Annotated in this window: 13 protein-coding genes; 8 read left to right on the top strand and 5 right to left on the bottom strand. The window is 66.1% G+C overall.

Annotated features, from left to right (window positions below; all coding sequences use genetic code 11):
- Window positions 1-39 precede the first annotated feature (39 nt).
- The 4 genes from HL653_RS20250 to HL653_RS20235 all read right to left on the bottom strand — a co-directional run bounded on the left by HL653_RS20250 (window position 40) and on the right by HL653_RS20235 (window position 5,242).
- Window positions 40-1,326 (bottom strand): MFS transporter, encoded by a 1,287-nt coding sequence (locus tag HL653_RS20250; RefSeq protein ID WP_171746102.1) that lies wholly within the window; start codon window positions 1,324-1,326, stop codon window positions 40-42.
- Window positions 1,327-1,363: 37 nt separating this feature from the next.
- On the bottom strand, window positions 1,364-2,158 hold the full coding sequence (locus HL653_RS20245) for a 2-keto-4-pentenoate hydratase (protein ID WP_253717190.1): 795 nt from the start codon (window positions 2,156-2,158) through the stop codon (window positions 1,364-1,366).
- A gap of 211 nt (window positions 2,159-2,369) precedes the next feature.
- Window positions 2,370-3,809: a mannitol dehydrogenase family protein gene (locus HL653_RS20240; RefSeq protein WP_253717174.1), complete on the bottom strand. Its 1,440-nt coding sequence runs from the start codon at window positions 3,807-3,809 to the stop codon at window positions 2,370-2,372.
- Window positions 3,806-5,242, bottom strand: a complete 1,437-nt coding sequence (locus HL653_RS20235) for a UxaA family hydrolase (RefSeq protein ID WP_171747150.1) — start codon at window positions 5,240-5,242, stop codon at window positions 3,806-3,808. The genes HL653_RS20240 and HL653_RS20235 overlap by 4 nt, the downstream gene beginning before the upstream one ends.
- A gap of 175 nt (window positions 5,243-5,417) precedes the next feature.
- Here HL653_RS20235 and HL653_RS20230 point away from each other — a divergent pair, with 175 nt between their 5' ends.
- From HL653_RS20230 to HL653_RS20200, 7 genes are all read left to right on the top strand, one after another.
- The gene (locus tag HL653_RS20230; protein ID WP_171746101.1) at window positions 5,418-6,446 is read left to right on the top strand and encodes a LacI family DNA-binding transcriptional regulator; all 1,029 of its coding nucleotides are present in this window, start codon (window positions 5,418-5,420) and stop codon (window positions 6,444-6,446) included.
- 455 nt (window positions 6,447-6,901) lie between these two features.
- The gene (gene uxaC, locus HL653_RS20225; protein WP_171747149.1) at window positions 6,902-8,344 is read left to right on the top strand and encodes a glucuronate isomerase; all 1,443 of its coding nucleotides are present in this window, start codon (window positions 6,902-6,904) and stop codon (window positions 8,342-8,344) included.
- Between the two features lie 28 nt (window positions 8,345-8,372).
- Window positions 8,373-9,215 carry a 5-dehydro-4-deoxy-D-glucuronate isomerase gene (gene kduI, locus HL653_RS20220; protein ID WP_171746100.1) on the top strand — a complete coding sequence of 281 codons (843 nt, stop codon included), beginning with the start codon at window positions 8,373-8,375 and terminating at the stop codon, window positions 9,213-9,215.
- Between the two features lie 17 nt (window positions 9,216-9,232).
- Window positions 9,233-9,988, top strand: a complete 756-nt coding sequence (gene kduD / locus HL653_RS20215) for a 2-dehydro-3-deoxy-D-gluconate 5-dehydrogenase KduD (RefSeq protein WP_171746099.1) — start codon at window positions 9,233-9,235, stop codon at window positions 9,986-9,988.
- A 233-nt stretch (window positions 9,989-10,221) separates the two neighbouring features.
- Entirely contained in the window at window positions 10,222-11,229 is a 1,008-nt protein-coding gene (locus tag HL653_RS20210) for a sugar kinase (protein ID WP_171746098.1), read from the top strand.
- Complete coding sequence (locus HL653_RS20205) at window positions 11,216-12,781, top strand: carboxylesterase/lipase family protein (RefSeq protein ID WP_171746097.1); 1,566 nt, start codon at window positions 11,216-11,218, stop codon at window positions 12,779-12,781. The genes HL653_RS20210 and HL653_RS20205 overlap by 14 nt, the downstream gene beginning before the upstream one ends.
- A gap of 365 nt (window positions 12,782-13,146) precedes the next feature.
- The gene (locus HL653_RS20200; RefSeq protein ID WP_171746096.1) at window positions 13,147-14,121 is read left to right on the top strand and encodes a hypothetical protein; all 975 of its coding nucleotides are present in this window, start codon (window positions 13,147-13,149) and stop codon (window positions 14,119-14,121) included.
- A 38-nt stretch (window positions 14,122-14,159) separates the two neighbouring features.
- Here the strand turns inward: HL653_RS20200 and HL653_RS20195 are convergent, their stop codons facing one another.
- Complete coding sequence (locus tag HL653_RS20195) at window positions 14,160-14,591, bottom strand: cupin domain-containing protein (RefSeq protein WP_171746095.1); 432 nt, start codon at window positions 14,589-14,591, stop codon at window positions 14,160-14,162.
- A 276-nt stretch (window positions 14,592-14,867) separates the two neighbouring features.
- Between HL653_RS20195 and HL653_RS20190 the strand changes: the two genes are divergently transcribed.
- On the top strand, window positions 14,868-17,822 hold the full coding sequence (locus HL653_RS20190; RefSeq protein ID WP_171746094.1) for a TonB-dependent receptor: 2,955 nt from the start codon (window positions 14,868-14,870) through the stop codon (window positions 17,820-17,822).
- Window positions 17,823-17,860: the final 38 nt, after the last annotated feature.

The raw sequence follows: 17,860 nt of genomic DNA, 5'->3' as shown, positions 1-17,860 counted from the left end.
GAGCACGGAGGCTCTTGGACGGGCGGACGCGCTGCCCACTCAGATCTGGTCGATGCGCGCCAGACGGGGCGAGAGCAGGTGGACGACCAGCACGGCCAGCACATAGACGCTGCCCGCCACCGCGAAAATCGGCGTGTAGCTGCCGGTCGTCTGCAGGATGTAGCCGGTGAACTTGGCCATCAGCATGCCGCCGATGCCGCCGACCATGCCGCCGATGCCGATCACCGAGCCCACGGCGGCGCGCGGGAACATGTCCGACGGGATCGTGTAGAGATTGGCCGAGAAAGCCTGATGCGCGGCGGTGGCGAGGCCGAGGATCGCGACGGCGGGCCACAGGCTGCCCGCATATTGGACGAAGAAGATCGGCATCACGAGGAACGCGCAGACCAGCATCGTCAGCTTGCGGGCCATATTGGCGGAAAGCCCGGCCTTCATCATGCGCGACGAGGTGAAGCCGCCGGCGACGCTGCCGAGATCCGAGATCAGATAGATGGCGACCAGCGGCGGGCCGAAGCTCATCAGATCGAGATGATAGGTCTTGCCGAGGAAGTCCGGCGTCCAGAACAGGAACAGCCACCAGATGGGATCGATCAGGAACTTGCCGAGCGCATAGGCCCAGGTTTCCCGATAGCCCAGCAGCTTGAGCCAGCCGATCTTCTCGGCGGGATCGGCGGGATCGCTCTCGATATGGGCGAGTTCGCCGGGCGTGAGCGACTTCACTTCGCGCGGGCGGCGATAGATGGCGATCCACGCGACGAGCCAGATCAGGCTGAACGCGCCGGTGACGATGAACGCCATCCGCCAGCCATAGGCGATCGTGAGCAGGGGCACGACGATCGGCGCGATGATCGCGCCGACATTGGCGCCGGCATTGAAGGTGCCGGTGGCGAGCGCGCGCTCCTTGGCGGGAAACCATTCGGTCACGGCCTTGATCCCGGCCGGGAAATTGCCCGATTCGCCCAGGCCGAGCAGCGCGCGGGCGAGCGAGAACTGGAACGCGTTGCCGACGAAGCCGCAAAGCGTGTGCCCGGCGGTCCAGATCAGGAAGGCGACCGTATAGCCGATGCGCGCGCCGACCATGTCGACGATCTTGCCGAAGCTGAGATAGCCGATCGAGTAAGCCGCCTGAAACCAGAAGACGACATCCGCATAGGTCGTCTCGGACCAGCCGAGATCGGCCGAGATGGTCGGCTTCAAAAGGCCGATCATCTGGCGATCGACATAGTTGATCGCGGTCGCCGCGAACAGCAGACCGCAGATCACCCAGCGATATTTGCCCACCCGTTCGGCGGCAGCGATGACCTCCGGCGCTGTTTCGGTTGCCATCGGTCTTCTCTCCCTTTTTCTCTTTTCGTGCCGCTTTTTACAGGGCGGTGATCGTGCAGCGGCTGACCAGCCGTCCGTCGAACCGCGCCTCGACCGCATCCCCGACCGCGACCTGATGGACGCCGGTGACGGCACCGCTGGAGATCCACTGTCCGGGCGTGAGCGGGATGCCACGTTTGGCCATCAATCCGAAGAGGAAAGCGGCGGCGCCGATCGGGCCGTCCAGCATCGAGGCGGCGGTCTTGCTGCCGATGGGCTGGCCGTTGATGTCCAGCTCGACCAGCCAGGCGTTCAGATCGATGTCGCGCCAATTGTCGATCGCGGCGCCGATGACCAGGCCGTTATTGTTGCCGAAATCGGAGATGGTGACGATCGGGCCATGCTCGTTGATGCCGACAAAGGGCGAGCTGGCGATCTCGATGCCGATATGGACGGCATCGAGCAGATCGGCGGCCTCGGCGATCGTGTAGCTCGTCTTGGCGGGATCGGGCGCGGTGCCGATGCGGAGGAGGAATTCGGCCTCGGCGGCGGCGAAACCGTCACCGAAGACGGGCATGGCGCTGGGCGCGTTCGTGCCCTCGACGATGCTGTCGCGGAAGATCGGGCCGGCGAGGCGCTCGATCCCGTCCATCGCCGGATTGATGCGGCCGACCTTCCAGCCGCCGATATCGCCCGCATAGAGCGCGATCGCGCGATCCTGCACGTCATAGGCCTGGCTCAGGTCCGCCGGGATCTCACCCGGAAAGGCGAGCAGGGCCGAGCGCGAGCGGCGCGCCGCCACGAACGACTGGGCGATATGATCGAGATTCTGGCCGGCGATCTGGGACGTCAACTTCGCTTCCCCTCCGCTTATGGGATGGCCGATCGACTAGTGGAAACCGGTGTCATTGACAAGCGTGAGAGATGACACCGGGCGCCAGAACGGTGTGGAAGCGCGGTTTTCCGGGATCCTGTTGGCGAAATGCGAGGAAGATCGCATTTCGAGGCGGCACCGGAGCGGGCCGGTGCCGCCATGCGCCGTGAGGCGCATCGTCAAACAAGCCTCAGCCGAGGGTGGAGAAGCTGCCCCAGAGCCCCGCGAAGGCGGCGTCGGCGGCCGTCGCGATCGCTCCGGTGACGGCGCTGTCGGCGGCCATTTCCGGCGGGAGCAGGATGCCCTGGCCGGTGAGGCGGGCGAGGACGGTGGCGCCGTCGCCGTCGGATGCGGCGGCCGCAATGGCCGTGCCGAGCGGATCGACGATCGTGGTGCCGGCGCGCGCGCGCTGCATCGCGAAGGCGATCCAGCAGCCGAGCGCGGTGCAGATCCGCTCCGGCAGCATGCCGCGCTTGCGCGCCTCGATCAGCGTATCGACGAGGCGGTAGGGCAGCTTCTGCGAGCCATCCATCGCGATCTGCTCCAGCTTGTGGACGATCGCCGGATTGCGGAAGCGCGCGAGGACGGCGCTGATGTAGCCGCCGAGATCGAGGCCGGGCACCTGGCGCAGGACGGCGGCGATCTCCTGCCGCATCATCGCCTCGACGAAGGCGGCCAGTTCCGGATCGCCCATCGCCTCGGCCACGCTGGCATGGCCACGCAGCAGGCCCGCATAAGCGAGCGTGGAGTGGGGGCCGTTGAGCAGGCGGAGCTTGGCATTCTCATAGCCCGCGACATCGCTGGTAATCGTGGCGCCGGCCGCGCCGAGATCGGGGCCGAGCGGGCGGCCGATATCCTCGATCACCCACTGGACGAAGCTCTCGCGCTGGACGGCGGCATCGTCGCGCACGCCGAGCGCGGCCTCGGCCATGGCGAAGAAGGGCGCGTCGGAGGCGGGCGTGATCGAATCGACCATCGTGGCGGGGACGCGCACCTCGCCCTCGATCCAGCGCGCGAGTTCGGCATCGCGCAGCCGGGCGAAGGCAACCAGGGCCGCCTTCAGCTTCGCGCCGTTATTGGCGAGATTGTCGCACGGCATCGGCACGAACGGGGCGAGGGCGGCATCGCGGCGCGCGGCGAGGCCAGCGACGATCCAGCCGATCAGGCTGCGCGGCGTGGCGCCCGCCAGATCGTGGACGATATCGGGATGGTTCGCATCCAGCGTGCCGTCCGGCGCGAGGCAATAGCCCTTCTCGGTGACGGTCGAGCTGACGAGGCCGACGTCGGGCGAGGCGAGCAGGGCCAGCGTCTCGGCGGAATCATCGGCGGCGAGGAAGCGGTTGTGCGCGGCGATCACGCGCCAGCCGGGCTCGGCATCGCGGATGCCGATCGTATAGGCGCCGCCCTGCTCCTCCAGCGCCGCGATCGTGCCGCGGGTGCGGAGCGAGACTGCAGCGATGCCCCAGCGGGGATCCTGATCCAGCACCGTATCGACATAGGACGCCTGATGCGCGCGGTGGAACGCGCCGGGGCCGAAATGGACGATGCCGGTCTTCGTGGGCAGAGCGTGGCGCGGGGTGGTGATGGCAGGCGGCAGATCGGCCAGATGGCCGATGGACAGTCGATTCACAGAGTAACGCCCCTCTTCCAGATGGCGATTTCGCGCTCGCCGTTGCGTTCGGCCTTGGTTTCCGCGCCCGAGGCGATGTCCCGGATATGATCGAGCATCTTCTCCTCCACGGGAGGGAAGCCCTGTTCCAGCACCGCGCCCGCATCGAAATCGATCCAGCCGGGCTTGCGCGCGGCAAGCGCACTGTTCGACGCGACCTTCACGGTGGGGACGGGGAAACCGAGCGGCGTGCCGCGCCCGGTGGTGAACAGGATCACGGTCGCGCCCGCCGCCGCCAGCGCGGTGGAGGAGACGGCATCGTTGCCCGGCGCCTCCAGCAACGTGAGGCCGTGGCGGCTGATGCGCGCGCCATAATCGATCACGTCGACGACGGTGGCGTGGCCGCCCTTCTGCACCGCGCCGAGGGACTTCTCCTCCAGCGTGGTGATGCCACCCGCGACATTGCCGGGCGACGGATTCTCGGAGACGGGCTCGCCCGCATCGAGGAAACCCTGCTTGAAGCGATTGACGAGTTCACCGATGCGATCGAACTGCTCGGCGCCGACGGCGCGCTGCATCAGCAGATGCTCGGCACCGAAGATTTCGGGGATTTCCGTTAGGATTACGCTGCCGCCGGCGTCCGCCACACGATCGCTCATGCGGCCGACGAGCGGATTGGCGGTGAGGCCCGACAGACCGTCCGACCCGCCGCACTTCACGCCCAGCACGAGCGCTTCGAGGCCGACCCGCTCGCGCTTGGCCTGCGCGGCGATCTCGATCAGCTCGGCGACGGCGGCGATGCCGTCCGCCGTTTCATCCTCGGCGAATTGCGAGGTGACGGTGCGGATCAGCGCGCGGCGCTCCTCGGGAATGTCGGCCAGCAGCTGGCTGATCTGATTCTCCTCGCAGCCCAGGCCGACGATCAGCACGCCACCCGCATTGGGGTGGCAGGCGAGGCTGGCGAGCAGATGGCGCGTGCCGGCGAGATCGTCCCCCAGCTGCGAGCAGCCGAACGGGTGGGTGAAGGCGTGGACGCCGTCGATCCGGCCTTCTGCGAGCGCGGCGGACTTGTCCGCGATGCGCTGCGCGGTGCGCGCGACGCAGCCGACGGTGGGCAGCACCCAGATCTCGTTGCGCGTGCCGACGCGGCCATCCGCGCGACGATAACCGAGGAAACCCTGTTCGCCGGTGGGCTCGGGCGGGGGCGGGGCGCCCGCCTCGAACCGATAATCCAGCGTGCCGCTGAGCGAGGTGTGCAGATTGTGCGAATGGACATGCTCGCCCGGTGCGATCGCGGTGGTGGCATGGCCGATCGGCGCGCCGAACTTGCGGACGGCCTCACCCTCCGCGATCGGGCGCAGCGCGATCTTGTGGCCGCGCGGAATCGGCTGGAGCGCGGTCAGCTCTCCGCCTTGAAAGGTGATGGTTTCGCCTGCTGCGGCATCGGCCAGCATGGTGGCGACATCGTCCGCCGGATGGATCCGGATCGCTTCGGGCACGCTGGGCAAGCCTTTCTATGATGCGTGTCTTTTCAGACAGGTCTTGTGTGCGGCAACCGGTGTCAATTACGATCGGGGGCTTGTTTCCGCAAGGCTGACGGGCTTCGGCGCGTCGCTAAAGGGCACACGAATGCAGAAAACGGGTCAACCGACGATCAATGACGTGGCGCGGATCGCGGGCGTTTCCAAGAAGACGGTCAGCCGGGTCATCAACAATTCGCCGCTGCTGAACGGAGAGACGCGCCAGCGGGTGGAGAAGGTGATCGCCGAGATCGGCTATATCCCGAATCCGCAGGCGCGGGCGCTGGCGCTGCGGCGCAATTACCTGATCGGCCTGGTCCACGACAATCCGAACGCGCAGACCGTGATGAACGTGCAGCGCGGGATGCTGGAAGGGCTGCAGGGCACCGAATTCGAGCTGGTCGTGCGTCCGCTCAATCGCGGGGCGCAGAGCATGTTGAGCGATCTGCGGCACTTTCTGGAGCGGCAGCGCCTGTTCGGCGTGCTGCTGATGCCGCCGATCAGCGAGAATGATTCGATCGCGCGGCTCTGCGACGAGATCGGGTGCCGCTACGTCCGCATGGGCTCCGTCACGCTGGACGTGGATTCGCGGATGGTGGCGTCCAACGATCGCGAGGGCGTGCGGAACGCGGTATCTTACCTGATCGAGCAGGGGCATCGGCGGATCGGGCTGGTGGCGGGGCCGACCGGCTTCCGCTCCGCCAAGGAGCGGCGGACGGGCTTCGAGGATGCGTTGCGCGAGGCGGGCATTCCGCTCCAGCGCAGCCTGATCGCGGAGGGCGATTATACGTTCGAATCCGGGCTGGTGGCGGCGGAGCGACTGCTGGAACTGACGCCGCGCCCGACCGCGATCTTCTCCTCCAGCGACACGATGGCGGCGGGCGTGATGCATGCGGCGCGGCGGCGCGGGCTGGAGATACCGGACGACCTCTCGATCATCGGCTTCGACGATACGCCTGTGGCCGCGCACGTCTGGCCGCCGCTGACGACGGTGCGCTGGCCGATCGTCTCGATGGGACGGTCTGCGGCGCTGAAGCTGGTGGCCGGGCTGGAGGACGATCCGGACGCGGTGGAGGAACCCTCGCTGTTCCTGTCGACGCTGGTGAAGAGGGGGTCTGTGGCGCCGCCGAGGGGGTAAATCTCACCTCCCTGGAAGGGAGGGGCCGGGGGTGGGTCGCTATCTGCCGGGCGCTTTCGGGCGCTTTGCTGACTTTTGTTGGTGCGTGGGCGGCTGCTTCGTTCGGAGCGTCGGTTGTTCCTTCTCTCCACCCACCCCCAACCCCTCCCTTGCAGGGAGGGGAGTCCGTGCGGCGCTCCCCCAAGGGCCTGTTGCACTTCTTCGTCACCCCGGGCTTGGCCCGGAGTCCCGCTGCCTTCGTGCCCGGGGGCCAGGAAGGAAGAAGCGGGATCCCGGATCAAGTCCGGGATGACGTTTGGGATACGGGATGACGGTTGGGATGAAGAGCGGGGGACGGGGCACCGGCCATCCCGCAATCCACGGCTTTCACCGTCCTGAAACGCGACAGACGTTGCGTCCCCATCTGACACCGGTTACCAGCGCAACGCCTTAAAAACAGGCTCAGGAGGATCATGATGGCACGGCGACTGGAACTTCATCCGGACCGCCTTTTCCCGAGCGACCCCACGATGCGGGGCATCGCGCGCACCCTCTATGCGGAGGTGTCGGGCCTGCCGATCGTGAGCCCGCACGGCCACACCGATCCGACCTGGTTTTCGGAGAATGAGAATTGGACGGACGCGCAGTCGCTGCTGCTGGCGCCCGACCATTATGTCTATCGCATGCTCTACAGCCAGGGGATCGCGCTCGACGATCTCGGCATTCCGCATCGCGGCGGCATGCCCGCCGTGGACAAGCGCGCCGCGTGGCGCCTGTTCGCGAGCAACTATCATCTGTTCCGGGGGACGCCCTCGCGCATGTGGCTGGACCATGTGTTCGGCGAGGTGTTCGGCTTCGAGGTGGCGCTGGAGGCGTCGACCGCGGACCTCTATTTCGACGGGATCAACGAGAAGCTCGCCAGCGAGGCGTTCCGCCCACGCGCTTTGTTCGATCGCTTCCGCATCGATTTCCTCGCGACCACGGAGGGGCCGCAGGACGATCTCTCGGCGCATCATCGCATCCACCGTTCCGGCTGGGGCGGGCGCGTCGTCACCACCTATCGCCCCGATGCGGTGATCGATGTCGAGCATGAGAATTTCGGCGCCTCGATGGCGACCTTCGCCGAGGTGACCGGCGAGGATGTGTATAGCTGGCAGGGCTATCTCGCCGCGCACCGCAAGCGTCGCGCCGATTTCCGTGCCGCCGGCGCGACCGCGACCGACCATGGCCACCCCACCGCGCTGACCGCCAACCTCTCGACGGCCGAGGCCGAGGCCCTGTTCGCCAAGGTGACGAAGGGCGAGTGGACGGCGGACGATGCCGAGCTGTTCCGCGCGCAGATGCTGACCGAGATGGCGGCGATGTCCGCCGACGACGGCATGGTGATGCAGATCCACCCCGGCGCCTTTCGCAACCACAATGCGGGCCTGTTCGCGAGCCACGGCCGCGACAAGGGCGCCGACATCCCCAGCCGCACCGAATATGTGCGCGCGCTGAAGCCGCTGCTGGATCGCTTCGGCACGAACACCGACCTGTCGATCATCCTCTTCACGCTGGACGAGAGCGTCTATGCGCGCGAGCTGGCGCCGCTGGCGGGCCATTATCCGTGCCTGAAGCTGGGCCCGTCCTGGTGGTTCCACGATTCGCCCGAGGGCATGCGCCGCTTCCGCGAGATGACGACCGAGACGGCGGGCTTCTACAACACCGTCGGCTTCAACGACGATACGCGCGCCTTCCTCTCGATCCCGGCCCGGCACGACGTGGCGCGCCGCATCGACTGTTCTTTCCTGGCAAGGCTTGTCGCCGAGCATCGGATCGAGGATTGGGAGGCGGTTGAGCTGGCCAAAGAGCTGACCAACGGCCTCGTCCGCCGCGCTTACCGCATCGACGCTCCCGATTCCGCCGCCCGCGCGGCCTGACCTTCAAACTCCTGTTCCGGAGATCACAATGTTCGAGAAGACCTATTACGGCACGCACCCCGACATGATGGAGTGCGTCTCCAACGAGGAACTGCGCGATCGCTACCTGATCCAGGACCTGTTCCGTGACGGCGAAGTCGTGCTGAACTACACGCATGCCGAGCGCTTCGTGATCGGCGGCGTCGCCGTCGCCACCGGCACCGTGAAGCTGCCCGACCAGACCGAGCCGGCCTCGGCCGCGGGCCACCCGTTCCTGGAGCGCCGCGAACTGGCGATCACCAATGTCGGCAAGGTCGCGGGCAAGGTCACCGTGGACGGCGAGGTGTTCGACCTCGGCAACAAGGACAGCCTGTATGTGACGATGGGCGCCAAGGAAGTTCTGTTCTCCGGCGACGGCGCGCGTTTCTACCTCGCCTCGTGCCCGGCGCATAAGGCGTTCACGACGCGCAAGCTCTCGATCGCCGACGCCAACGCGCTGGAGCGCGGCAGCCTCGCCGAATCGAACGAGCGCACCATCTATCAGGTCGTCATCCCCGGCATCTGCGACAGCGCGCAGCTGGTGATGGGCATCACCGTGCTGAAGGAAGGCTCGGTCTGGAACACGATGCCGCCGCACATCCACGAGCGCCGCAGCGAGATCTATTTCTACTTCGAGCTGGACAATCTCGACAAGGATCGCGTGATGCACTTCATGGGCGAGGGCGAAGCCACCCGCCACATCGTGATGCAGAACGAGGAAGCCGTGATCTCGCCGCCCTGGTCGATCCACATGGGCTCGGGCACCAAGTCCTACGCCTTCATCTGGGCGATGGCGGGCGAGAATGTCGATTATACGGACATGAACGTCCTCGACATCTGCCAGCTCCAGTAAGCGGGGCGCAGAGCGACATGGCGAACATCTTCGATCTTTCCGGCAAGGTGGCGGTCGTGACCGGCGCCAACACCGGCATCGGCCAGGCGATCGCGCTGGCGCTGGCGGAAGCCGGCGCCGACATCGCCGCCGTCGGCCGCACGCCGGCCACGGAAACGGTGGAGAAGGCACGCGCTCTGGGACGGAAGGCCGAGATCATCTCGGCCGACCTCTCCTCGATCGAGCCGGTCCAGCGCGTGGTGGACGAGGCGGTCGAGAAGCTCGGCGGGCTCCACATCCTGATCAACAATGCCGGCATCATCCGCCGCGCGGATTCGGTGGACTTCACCGAGGCCGACTGGGATGCGGTGATGGACACCAACCTGAAGTCCGTGTTCTTCCTCTGCCAGGCGGCGGGCAAGCACATGATCGCGCAGGGCTATGGCAAGATCGTCAACATCGCCTCGCTCCTGAGCTTCCAGGGCGGCATCCGCGTGCCGAGCTACACCTCGTCCAAATCGGGCGTGGCGGGGCTGACCAAGCTGCTCGCCAACGAGTGGGCCTCGAAGGGCGTCACGGTGAACGGCATCGCGCCGGGCTATATCGAGACGAACAACACCGAGGCGCTGCGCGCCGACGAGACGCGCAACCGCCAGATCCTGGAGCGGATTCCGGCCGGGCGCTGGGGTGCGGCGTCCGACATCGGCGGCGCGGCCGTGTTCCTGTCGGCGCCGGCGTCGGACTATGTGCAGGGCCATATCCTGACCGTCGACGGCGGCTGGATGGGGCGCTGAGCCCGGGCAAGACGACCAAAGATACCCGTTCGTGCCGAGCGACGTCGAAGCACGGGTTGCAAGGGCCAGCGCCCGCAGCCCGTCCTTCGACAGGCTCAGGACGAACGGGAAGCGGGGCGATAATATCCCGCCGTTCGGTTCGAGCAGCTTCGAGCTTGCCGAGAAGCGTCCGTCGAGAACCTTCTCGACACGCTCGATCTTCGCTCGAACCAGACGGGGGCATGGAGACGTGAATGGGCAGGTTTCTCGCATTCGGTGAAATGATGTGGCGCCTCTCGCCTCCGGGGCGCGAGATGCTGATGCAGACGCCGAAGCTCGACGTGTGGCTGGCGGGCGCCGAGGCGAATGTCGTCACCGCGCTGGGGCGGCTGGGGCATGACGTGGGCTTCGTGAGCCGCGTGCCCGACAATGATCTGGGCCGCGCCGCCGTCTCCACGCTGCGGGGCCACGGCGTCGATACCAGCGCCGTCCACTATGGCGGCGACCGTATGGGCCTCTACATGGTCACGTCGGGCGCGGGGATGCGCGCCACGGAAGTGATCTATGATCGCGCGGGTTCGTCCTTCGCCGAGGCGCCGGCCGAGGCGTGGGACTGGGAGACTCTGCTGAACGGCGTTGACCGGCTGCACCTGTCCGGCATCACGCCCGCGCTCGGGCCGGTGCCCGCCAAGGCGGCGATCCGCGCGGCCGAGGCGGCGGTGGCGCGCGGCGTGCCGATCTCGTTCGACGGCAATTATCGCGCGAAGCTGTGGGAGCGCTGGGATTCGAACCCGCGCGAAATCCTGATGGAGCTGGTCTCCAAGGCCGACATATTGTTCGGCAATCATCGCGACATCGCCCTGCTGCTGCAGAAGGATTTCGGCGGCGATGGCGAGGATCGGCGGCAGTCGGCGGCGGATGCCGCGTTCGCGGCCTTCCCCAAGCTGCAGATGATCGCCTCGACCGCGCGGCACGTGGATACGGCCGACCAGAACCGCCTCTCCGCGCGGATCGACGGGCGCGAGGGCCATGCCCAGACCGAGGAGATCATCCTGGCGGGCATCGTCGACCGGATCGGTGGCGGCGACGCCTTCGCCTCCGGCGTGCTGCACGCGCTGCGCCAGGGCGGCGATATCGCCCAGGCCGCGCAGACCGGCCTCGCGCTGACCGCGCTCAAGCATTCGCTGCCCGGCGATGCCGCCCTGTTCCGCCAGGCCGACATCGATGCCTTCCTCGCGGGTGGGCTGGATGTCCGCCGCTGAGGGCTGGACGCGCCGGTCCGTGATGGCCGGCGCCGGGGCGGCTTTGTTGCCCGCGATCGCGCACGCGGCGGGGTCGGCCGATCGCGTCCGCACGAAGGCGGGCGAGTTCGTGGGAACGCGCGAGCAGGGCGTCACCGCGTTTCGCGGGATACGCTATGGCCGGGCCGAGCGCTTCCGCGCGCCGGTGGCGGTGGCCGAGCCCGGCAAGAGGATCGCGGCACAGGCCTTCGGGCCGGTCTGTCCGCAGGGGGACAGGCAATATCAGCCGCAGTCCGAGGACTGCCTGTTCCTGAACGTCTGGACCGCCGAGCCCCATCCGGCGGCGAAGAAGCCGGTGATGCTCTACATTCACGGCGGGGCCTATTCGAACGGCAGCGTCACCGACCCGCTGAATGACGGGCACAGGCTGGCGGCGCGGGGCGACGTGGTGGTCGTGACGGTCAATCACCGGCTCAATGCGCTGGGCTATCTGTATCTGGCGCGGCTGGACCCGCGCTTTGCCGACAGCGGCAATGCGGGGCAGCTGGACCTGATCCTCGCTTTGCAATGGGTGCGCGACCATATCGCGGCGTTCGGCGGCGATCCGGGGCGCGTGATGGTGTTCGGCCAGTCGGGCGGGGGCGCCAAGATCGCGACGATGATGGGCATGCCCGCCGCCGATGGCCTGTTCCACCGCGCGGCGACGATGAGCGGGCAGCAGGTGACCGCCTCAGGCCCGATGAACGCGACCGCGCGGGCGCGGGCCTATCTGGCGAAGCTGGGCGTGAAGGAAAGCGATCTCGGCGCGCTGCTGGACATGCCGGTGGAGACGCTGGTCGAGGCGCTGTCCGCGACCGATCCGGTGCTGGGCGGCGGGGTCTATTTCGGGCCAGTGCTGGATATGAAGTGGCTGGTGCGCCATCCCTTCTGGCCCGATGCCAACCCGCAGGGGCTGCGCGTGCCGATGATGCTGGGCAACGTGCATGACGAGACGCGTGCCTTCATCAGCCCGGATTCGCCCAAGGTGCAGGGCCTGAACTGGGACAATGTGGCGGCGCGGATGGCGCCCGAACTGCGCATCGATATCCTGCCCGAATGGGTGGTGGCGGAATATCGGAAGCAGTTTCCGGACTGGACGCCGACGGACGTGTTCTACGGCGCGACGACCGCCGGGCGCAGCTGGCGCGGGCAGGTGATCGAGGCGGAGGCGCGGGCGACGGCCGGGGCGCCGGGCTGGGTGTATCAGGTGGATTTCTCGTCGCGCACCGATCCACGGCGGGGGGCCTTCCACACGATGGATATTCCTTTGGTGTTCGGCACGATCGATGCGGCGGGATCGCAGACCGGCACGGGTGCCGATGCGCGCGCGGCGAGCAAAGCGATGCAGGAGAGCTTCGTCGCGTTCGCCAAGACGGGCGACCCCAATCATGCGGGACTGGCGGCGTGGCCACGCTACGACCTGGCGACGCGGGCGACGATGATCTTCGACGTGGTCTCCCGCGTGCAGAATGATCCGCGCAAGTGGCAGCGGGAGCTGTTCGCGCGCGTGCCGTATATCCAGCCGGGGACTTAGGGCGTGGCGGCTTTGCTGCCCTCCTCGGCGGGCAGCAGGGACAAGGAGAGGTTCACGCAGAGGCGCGGAGACGCGGAGAAGAACGAGATTTCTGATTTCGAGTGTTGCTGCGTCTGGTGGGGGCAGCCATTCTCCGAGCTCGTATTGCGAGCGCAGCGAGGCAATCTATCTCTTCCGGTGGCAACTGAGGACTCGAGCTGAGGTTCAGAATGACGCCGGTAAGCAAGACGAGCAAGTTCCGGGAAGCGTGCGATGCTTTCGGCGACACGCCCCTTCCAGCCTCCGTGGAGCACGAACGACTGCTTCAGCAGTGCCTCTCGCAAGTCTCCGGATCTGTCCTCATTGGTAAACGAGCGGGATTGCCGATGCGTCTCGAGATCGGTTTCATTGATGATCCGAGCTTTAACGGCTGGGCCACCACGATTGATGACACCGATGTTATCGCTCTGACGACCGGCGTTCCAGCGCTGATGATATGTATCTGGCGTGCCCTACTGTCGCATCCTATGGTTATGCCCGAGATCGGTAGCGCTGCCGATTGCACACCACGGTCCTTTCCGGCCTCAGTCTCCATGCCGCCGGAAGACTATCGCCTTTGGCAAGACGGAGCACTGGAATGCGGCGTACGAGAGGCGCTTGCCAATCATCTTGCCATAGGCTCCGTTCTTCATACCTTTTTGCATGAATTCACGCACATCTGGCACGGGCACACCGATTTCATCGCTGAGGAATACGGTCTGCAGCGCTATATTGAGAGAAGCTCCAGCTCGAGCGGGCTGACCTTTCAGACGATCGAGTGGGATGCAGACGCCGGTGCTACCCATCAGATACTGAAGCTGTTTCTGATGCCACGTGTCGAAATTGTCCGGGGGCTAGCCAAGTGGCATCTCGACGGTCCGGGAATGCTGGATGACATACGGCAGTCGATTACCGGGGCTTACATGACGGCGGGAATCTTCGATCTCTTCACGAGTGATTATTCAGAGTTTGACGTTCCCGGCTGCCTCGATCGCGGATCGCACCCTCCATCCGTCCATCGCGCGAATAGCCACGGCGCGATGATAACCACCATTCTTAACTATCGCTGCGGCTGGAGCGAGACGGATGCAATTGATATGCGAGACGAGGCGAAGCTTGCATTGATTACTGGTTTGAAAGCTATTCTGCCTGGCTGCCGACTTGGTGTGTCGACGATCGAGGATTTCCAGAGTGCTATGGGGAAAAGCAGGCAGTTGCTCGCGATTTACGAGGGCGAGTGGGAGCGGATCCGTCCGGTGCTAGATGCTTTCAAACGAGGGGGGAATCTGCCGCCATCTCGTCCTGATACCAACCCGGTGTAAGGCGAGGGGCTGGGAAGTCCTCATCGGGAGCGGGGCGCCTATTTCGCCGCCGCCGGCAGGGGGTATGCAATGATCAGCGCGAGCGGCGCCTTGCCCACCTGCCTTATGCCCACCGTTTCGCCGCGATAGAGATAGGCCGCCGCGCCCGGCTTGAGCGGGGCTTCCCGGCCGCCGGACAGCACCACGCCTTCGCCCGCCAGCGCATAATAGACCTCGTCATGCTCGATCGGGTGCGGGCCGATCGCGGCGCCGACGTGGAGGATGCGCTTGCGGAATTCCATCGTGCGGCCGGGGGCCTGATCGCTGATGCGATAGGCGGTGCTCATGCCGATCGCGCCGTGGGGCGGGGGCTCGTCGCGCATCACCTGTTTCTCGTCGATCACGAGGGGCGGGCGGCCTGTTGCCGGCGGCGATGCGCCAGGCTGTGCGGCAGCTGCGACAGTGGCGGAAAAAAGGGCAAAAAGGTTCATAACCGATCCATCTCCCACATAGTGGCAATGTTGTTGACACCGATAGCCACGCTACAGTAACACGATGACACCGGTTACCAGATCAAAAACAATCAGAGCAAAACCGGCGACGTGGTCTTGGAGATGGACCTGAAGGCGCGATCCACAACGCGCCCATGCCTTCCCGTGGCCATGCCTGCGGTCGTGCGGTTTCGTCCGTGCGTCCCGGTAGCGTCGCCACACTAGGGGAAGAACTTCATGATCGTGCGTGGCACCAACTTTTCCTTTCGAAATGAGATGTTTACGCGGTTTGCGGGCGCGTCTTCGGCGGTGATCGCCATCGGCCTGCTGCTGCCCGCGCCCGTGCTGGCCCAGTCCGCCGCCGCGCCTGCAGCGACGCCCGCCGCGGCGCCTGCTCCGGCCGAAGCGCCGCCCGTCGGCGCGGCGGGCGACGACGCGGCCCGGCCGCTCTCCTCGGCGACCGCCGAGGATATTGTTGTCACCGGTTTCCGTCGCTCGCTGGACGCCGCGCTGAACGTGAAGCGCGAGTCGGTTTCGGCGGTCGATGCGATCGTGGCCGAGGATATCGCGAAGTTTCCGGACCAGAATCTGGCGGAATCGCTGCAGCGCATCCCCGGCATCTCGATCCAGCGCGACGCGGGCGAGGGCCGTGCGATCACGGTGCGCGGCCTCGGCGCGCAATTCACCCGCGTCCGCGTGAACGGGCTGGAAACGGTGGCCACCTCCACCGACGGCGCCAGCGCGAACCGCGACCGCGCGTTCGACTTCAACGTGTTCGCGTCCGAACTCTTCAACTCGATCGTCGTCCACAAGACGGCCGAGGCCTCGCTCGACGAAGGCTCGCTGGGCGCGGTGGTGGATCTGAACACCGGCAACCCGCTGGCGGGCAAGACCGGCTTCACCTTCGTCGGCTCCGGCCAGGCGAGCTATAACGATCTCTCGAAGAATTTCGGGCCGCGCCTCGCCGGGCTGGTTTCGTGGAAGAATCCGGAAGGCACGTTCGGCGCCTCGCTGTCGGCGGCCTACAGCAAGACCAACAATTTCGAGCTGGGAAACAACACCGTCCGCTGGGCGCAGGCGCGCTTCGACAGCGTGAACGGCACGCCCTGCTTCTACAACAGCAACACCGGCAGCACGCGGGTGGCGAATTCCGGCGGCTTCTATCGCTCCAGCACGGCCTGCGATCAGGCGGCCTTGTCGTTTCACCCGCGCATCCCGCGCTACGGTTCGATCCGCCATGATCGCGAGCGTCTGGGCATCACGGGCAGCGCCCAATGGTCGCCCACGGATGCCACCAAGGTTTCGATCGACGGCCTCTATTCGCGCTTCAAGGAGACGCGCGAGGAGAAATGGGGCGAGGTGCTGCTGCGCTCGAACGAGCGCTCGGTGGACGTGATCAACCCGGTCTATGATGCGAACAACAACATGATCTCGGCCTCGTTCAACGACGCCTGGGTGCGGACCGAGCATTATCTGCGCCAGTCGCAGACCAAGTTCTGGCAGATCGGCTCGACCTGGGATCAGGACATCACCGATCGCCTGCGCTTCACCTTGCTGGGCGGCGTTTCGAAATCGAAGGCGTCGATCCCGGTGGAGACGACGATCGTGTTCGACGATCGCGACGCGCAGAACTACAGCTATGATTATACCAACATGCGCTCGCCGAAGCTGACCTTCGGCACGAGCGTGACGGATCCGGCCAATTTCCAGCTGGCGGAAATCCGGGATCGCCCGTCCGACACGATCAACAAGTTCCGCACCGTGCAGCTTCGCACGGAATGGGATGTGGTGCCGGATGCGTTCACGGTGAAGGCGGGCGGCGTCTATCGGCGCTTCGAATTCGATTCCACGGCCTATCTCCGCGACACGACGATCTGCCCGACGGTGACGACGGCGACCGCCGCGACCTTCAACGGCCACACCATCACCTGCTCGCCCTCCTCGGTGTTCGGATCGAGCGCGGTCTATGGCTTCCCGGCCGGCAATCTCGGCGAGACGTTCGACATCGGCAAGGGCGGCCAGCCGTCCGGCACGACGACGAGCTTCCTGATCCCGAACATCGGCGCGGCGGCCGATTATACCGGCCTCTACAGCCGCCCGCTGGTGGCGGACACCGGCAACATCCGCAACGTGACCGAGGAGGTGCACGGCGCCTATCTGCAGGTCGACCTGAAGAGCGACATTTTCGGGCTGCGTTATGCCGCGAACCTGGGCATGCGCTATGCGGGCACGCGCCAGACCTCGACCGGGCTGAACAATGGCGCATCGGTGACGGTGAAGCGCAATTATAACGACTGGCTGCCGGCCGTGAACGTCGCCGTGTTCCCGACCGAGAAGGTGATCCTGCGCGGCTCGATCGCCAAGGTGATGACGCGGCCGCAGCTCGGCAATCTGACGCCCGGCGGATCGGTCGACGGATTCAACTACCGGATCACCTTCGGCAATCCGCGCCTCGATCCGTTCCGGGCGACGGCCTATGATCTGTCGGCCGAATGGTATTTCGCGCCGCAGTCGCTCTTCTCGGTCGCGGGCTTCAAGAAGGACGTGGCGAGCTTCCCGGTGGGCGTGACGACCAGCGGCACCTATGCCTCGACCGGGCTGCCGCTCTCGATCATCCCGGCCTCCTCGCCGGCGGCGTCGAACCCGGAAGGGCAGCTCTGGACGATCAACACCACCACCAACGGATCGGGCGCGAGCCTGAAGGGCGTCGAGATCGCGCTGCAGACGAGCTTCCGCTTCCTGCCGGGCTTCCTCAAGAATTTCGGCGTGCTGGCGAACGCGACCTTCATCAAATCCTCGGCGCTCTATACGCAGTCGGGGCCGGTCGCGAATGCCTGCGTGGCGGGGGCGACGGCGGCGGCCGCCTGCACCTTCGGCCCGCTCGTCAACGTGTCGCGCACGACGACGCTCTACGGCGTGTCCAAGCGCGCTTACAACGCCACGCTATATTACGAGGACAAGAAGTTCAGCGCGCGCGGCTCGATCGCGTATCGCGGGCCTTATGTGGATGCGGGTTCGGGGACGGGCAACGTGTTCGAAGGGTATAACAGCACGATCAACGTGGATGCCTCGGTCCGCTACAAGTTCACCGACTATCTCGAAGTGTCGCTGGAAGGCACGAACCTGACCGACGAATATCGCGATCGCTACACCGATCTCGATGCGAACCGGAATTACGAGAACAATCATTTCGGCCGCACCTTCCTGCTCGGAGCGCGGGTCAAGATCTGAGTTTCCTCACCTGAAGGGCTGCGTCTCTCATCCGAGAC

This window comes from Sphingomonas sp. AP4-R1 (genome assembly GCF_013113735.1).
Lineage (GTDB): Bacteria > Pseudomonadota > Alphaproteobacteria > Sphingomonadales > Sphingomonadaceae > Sphingomonas_I.
The sequence above is the reverse complement of the archived record's forward strand: the minus strand, read 5'-3'. Positions and strand labels throughout refer to the sequence as shown.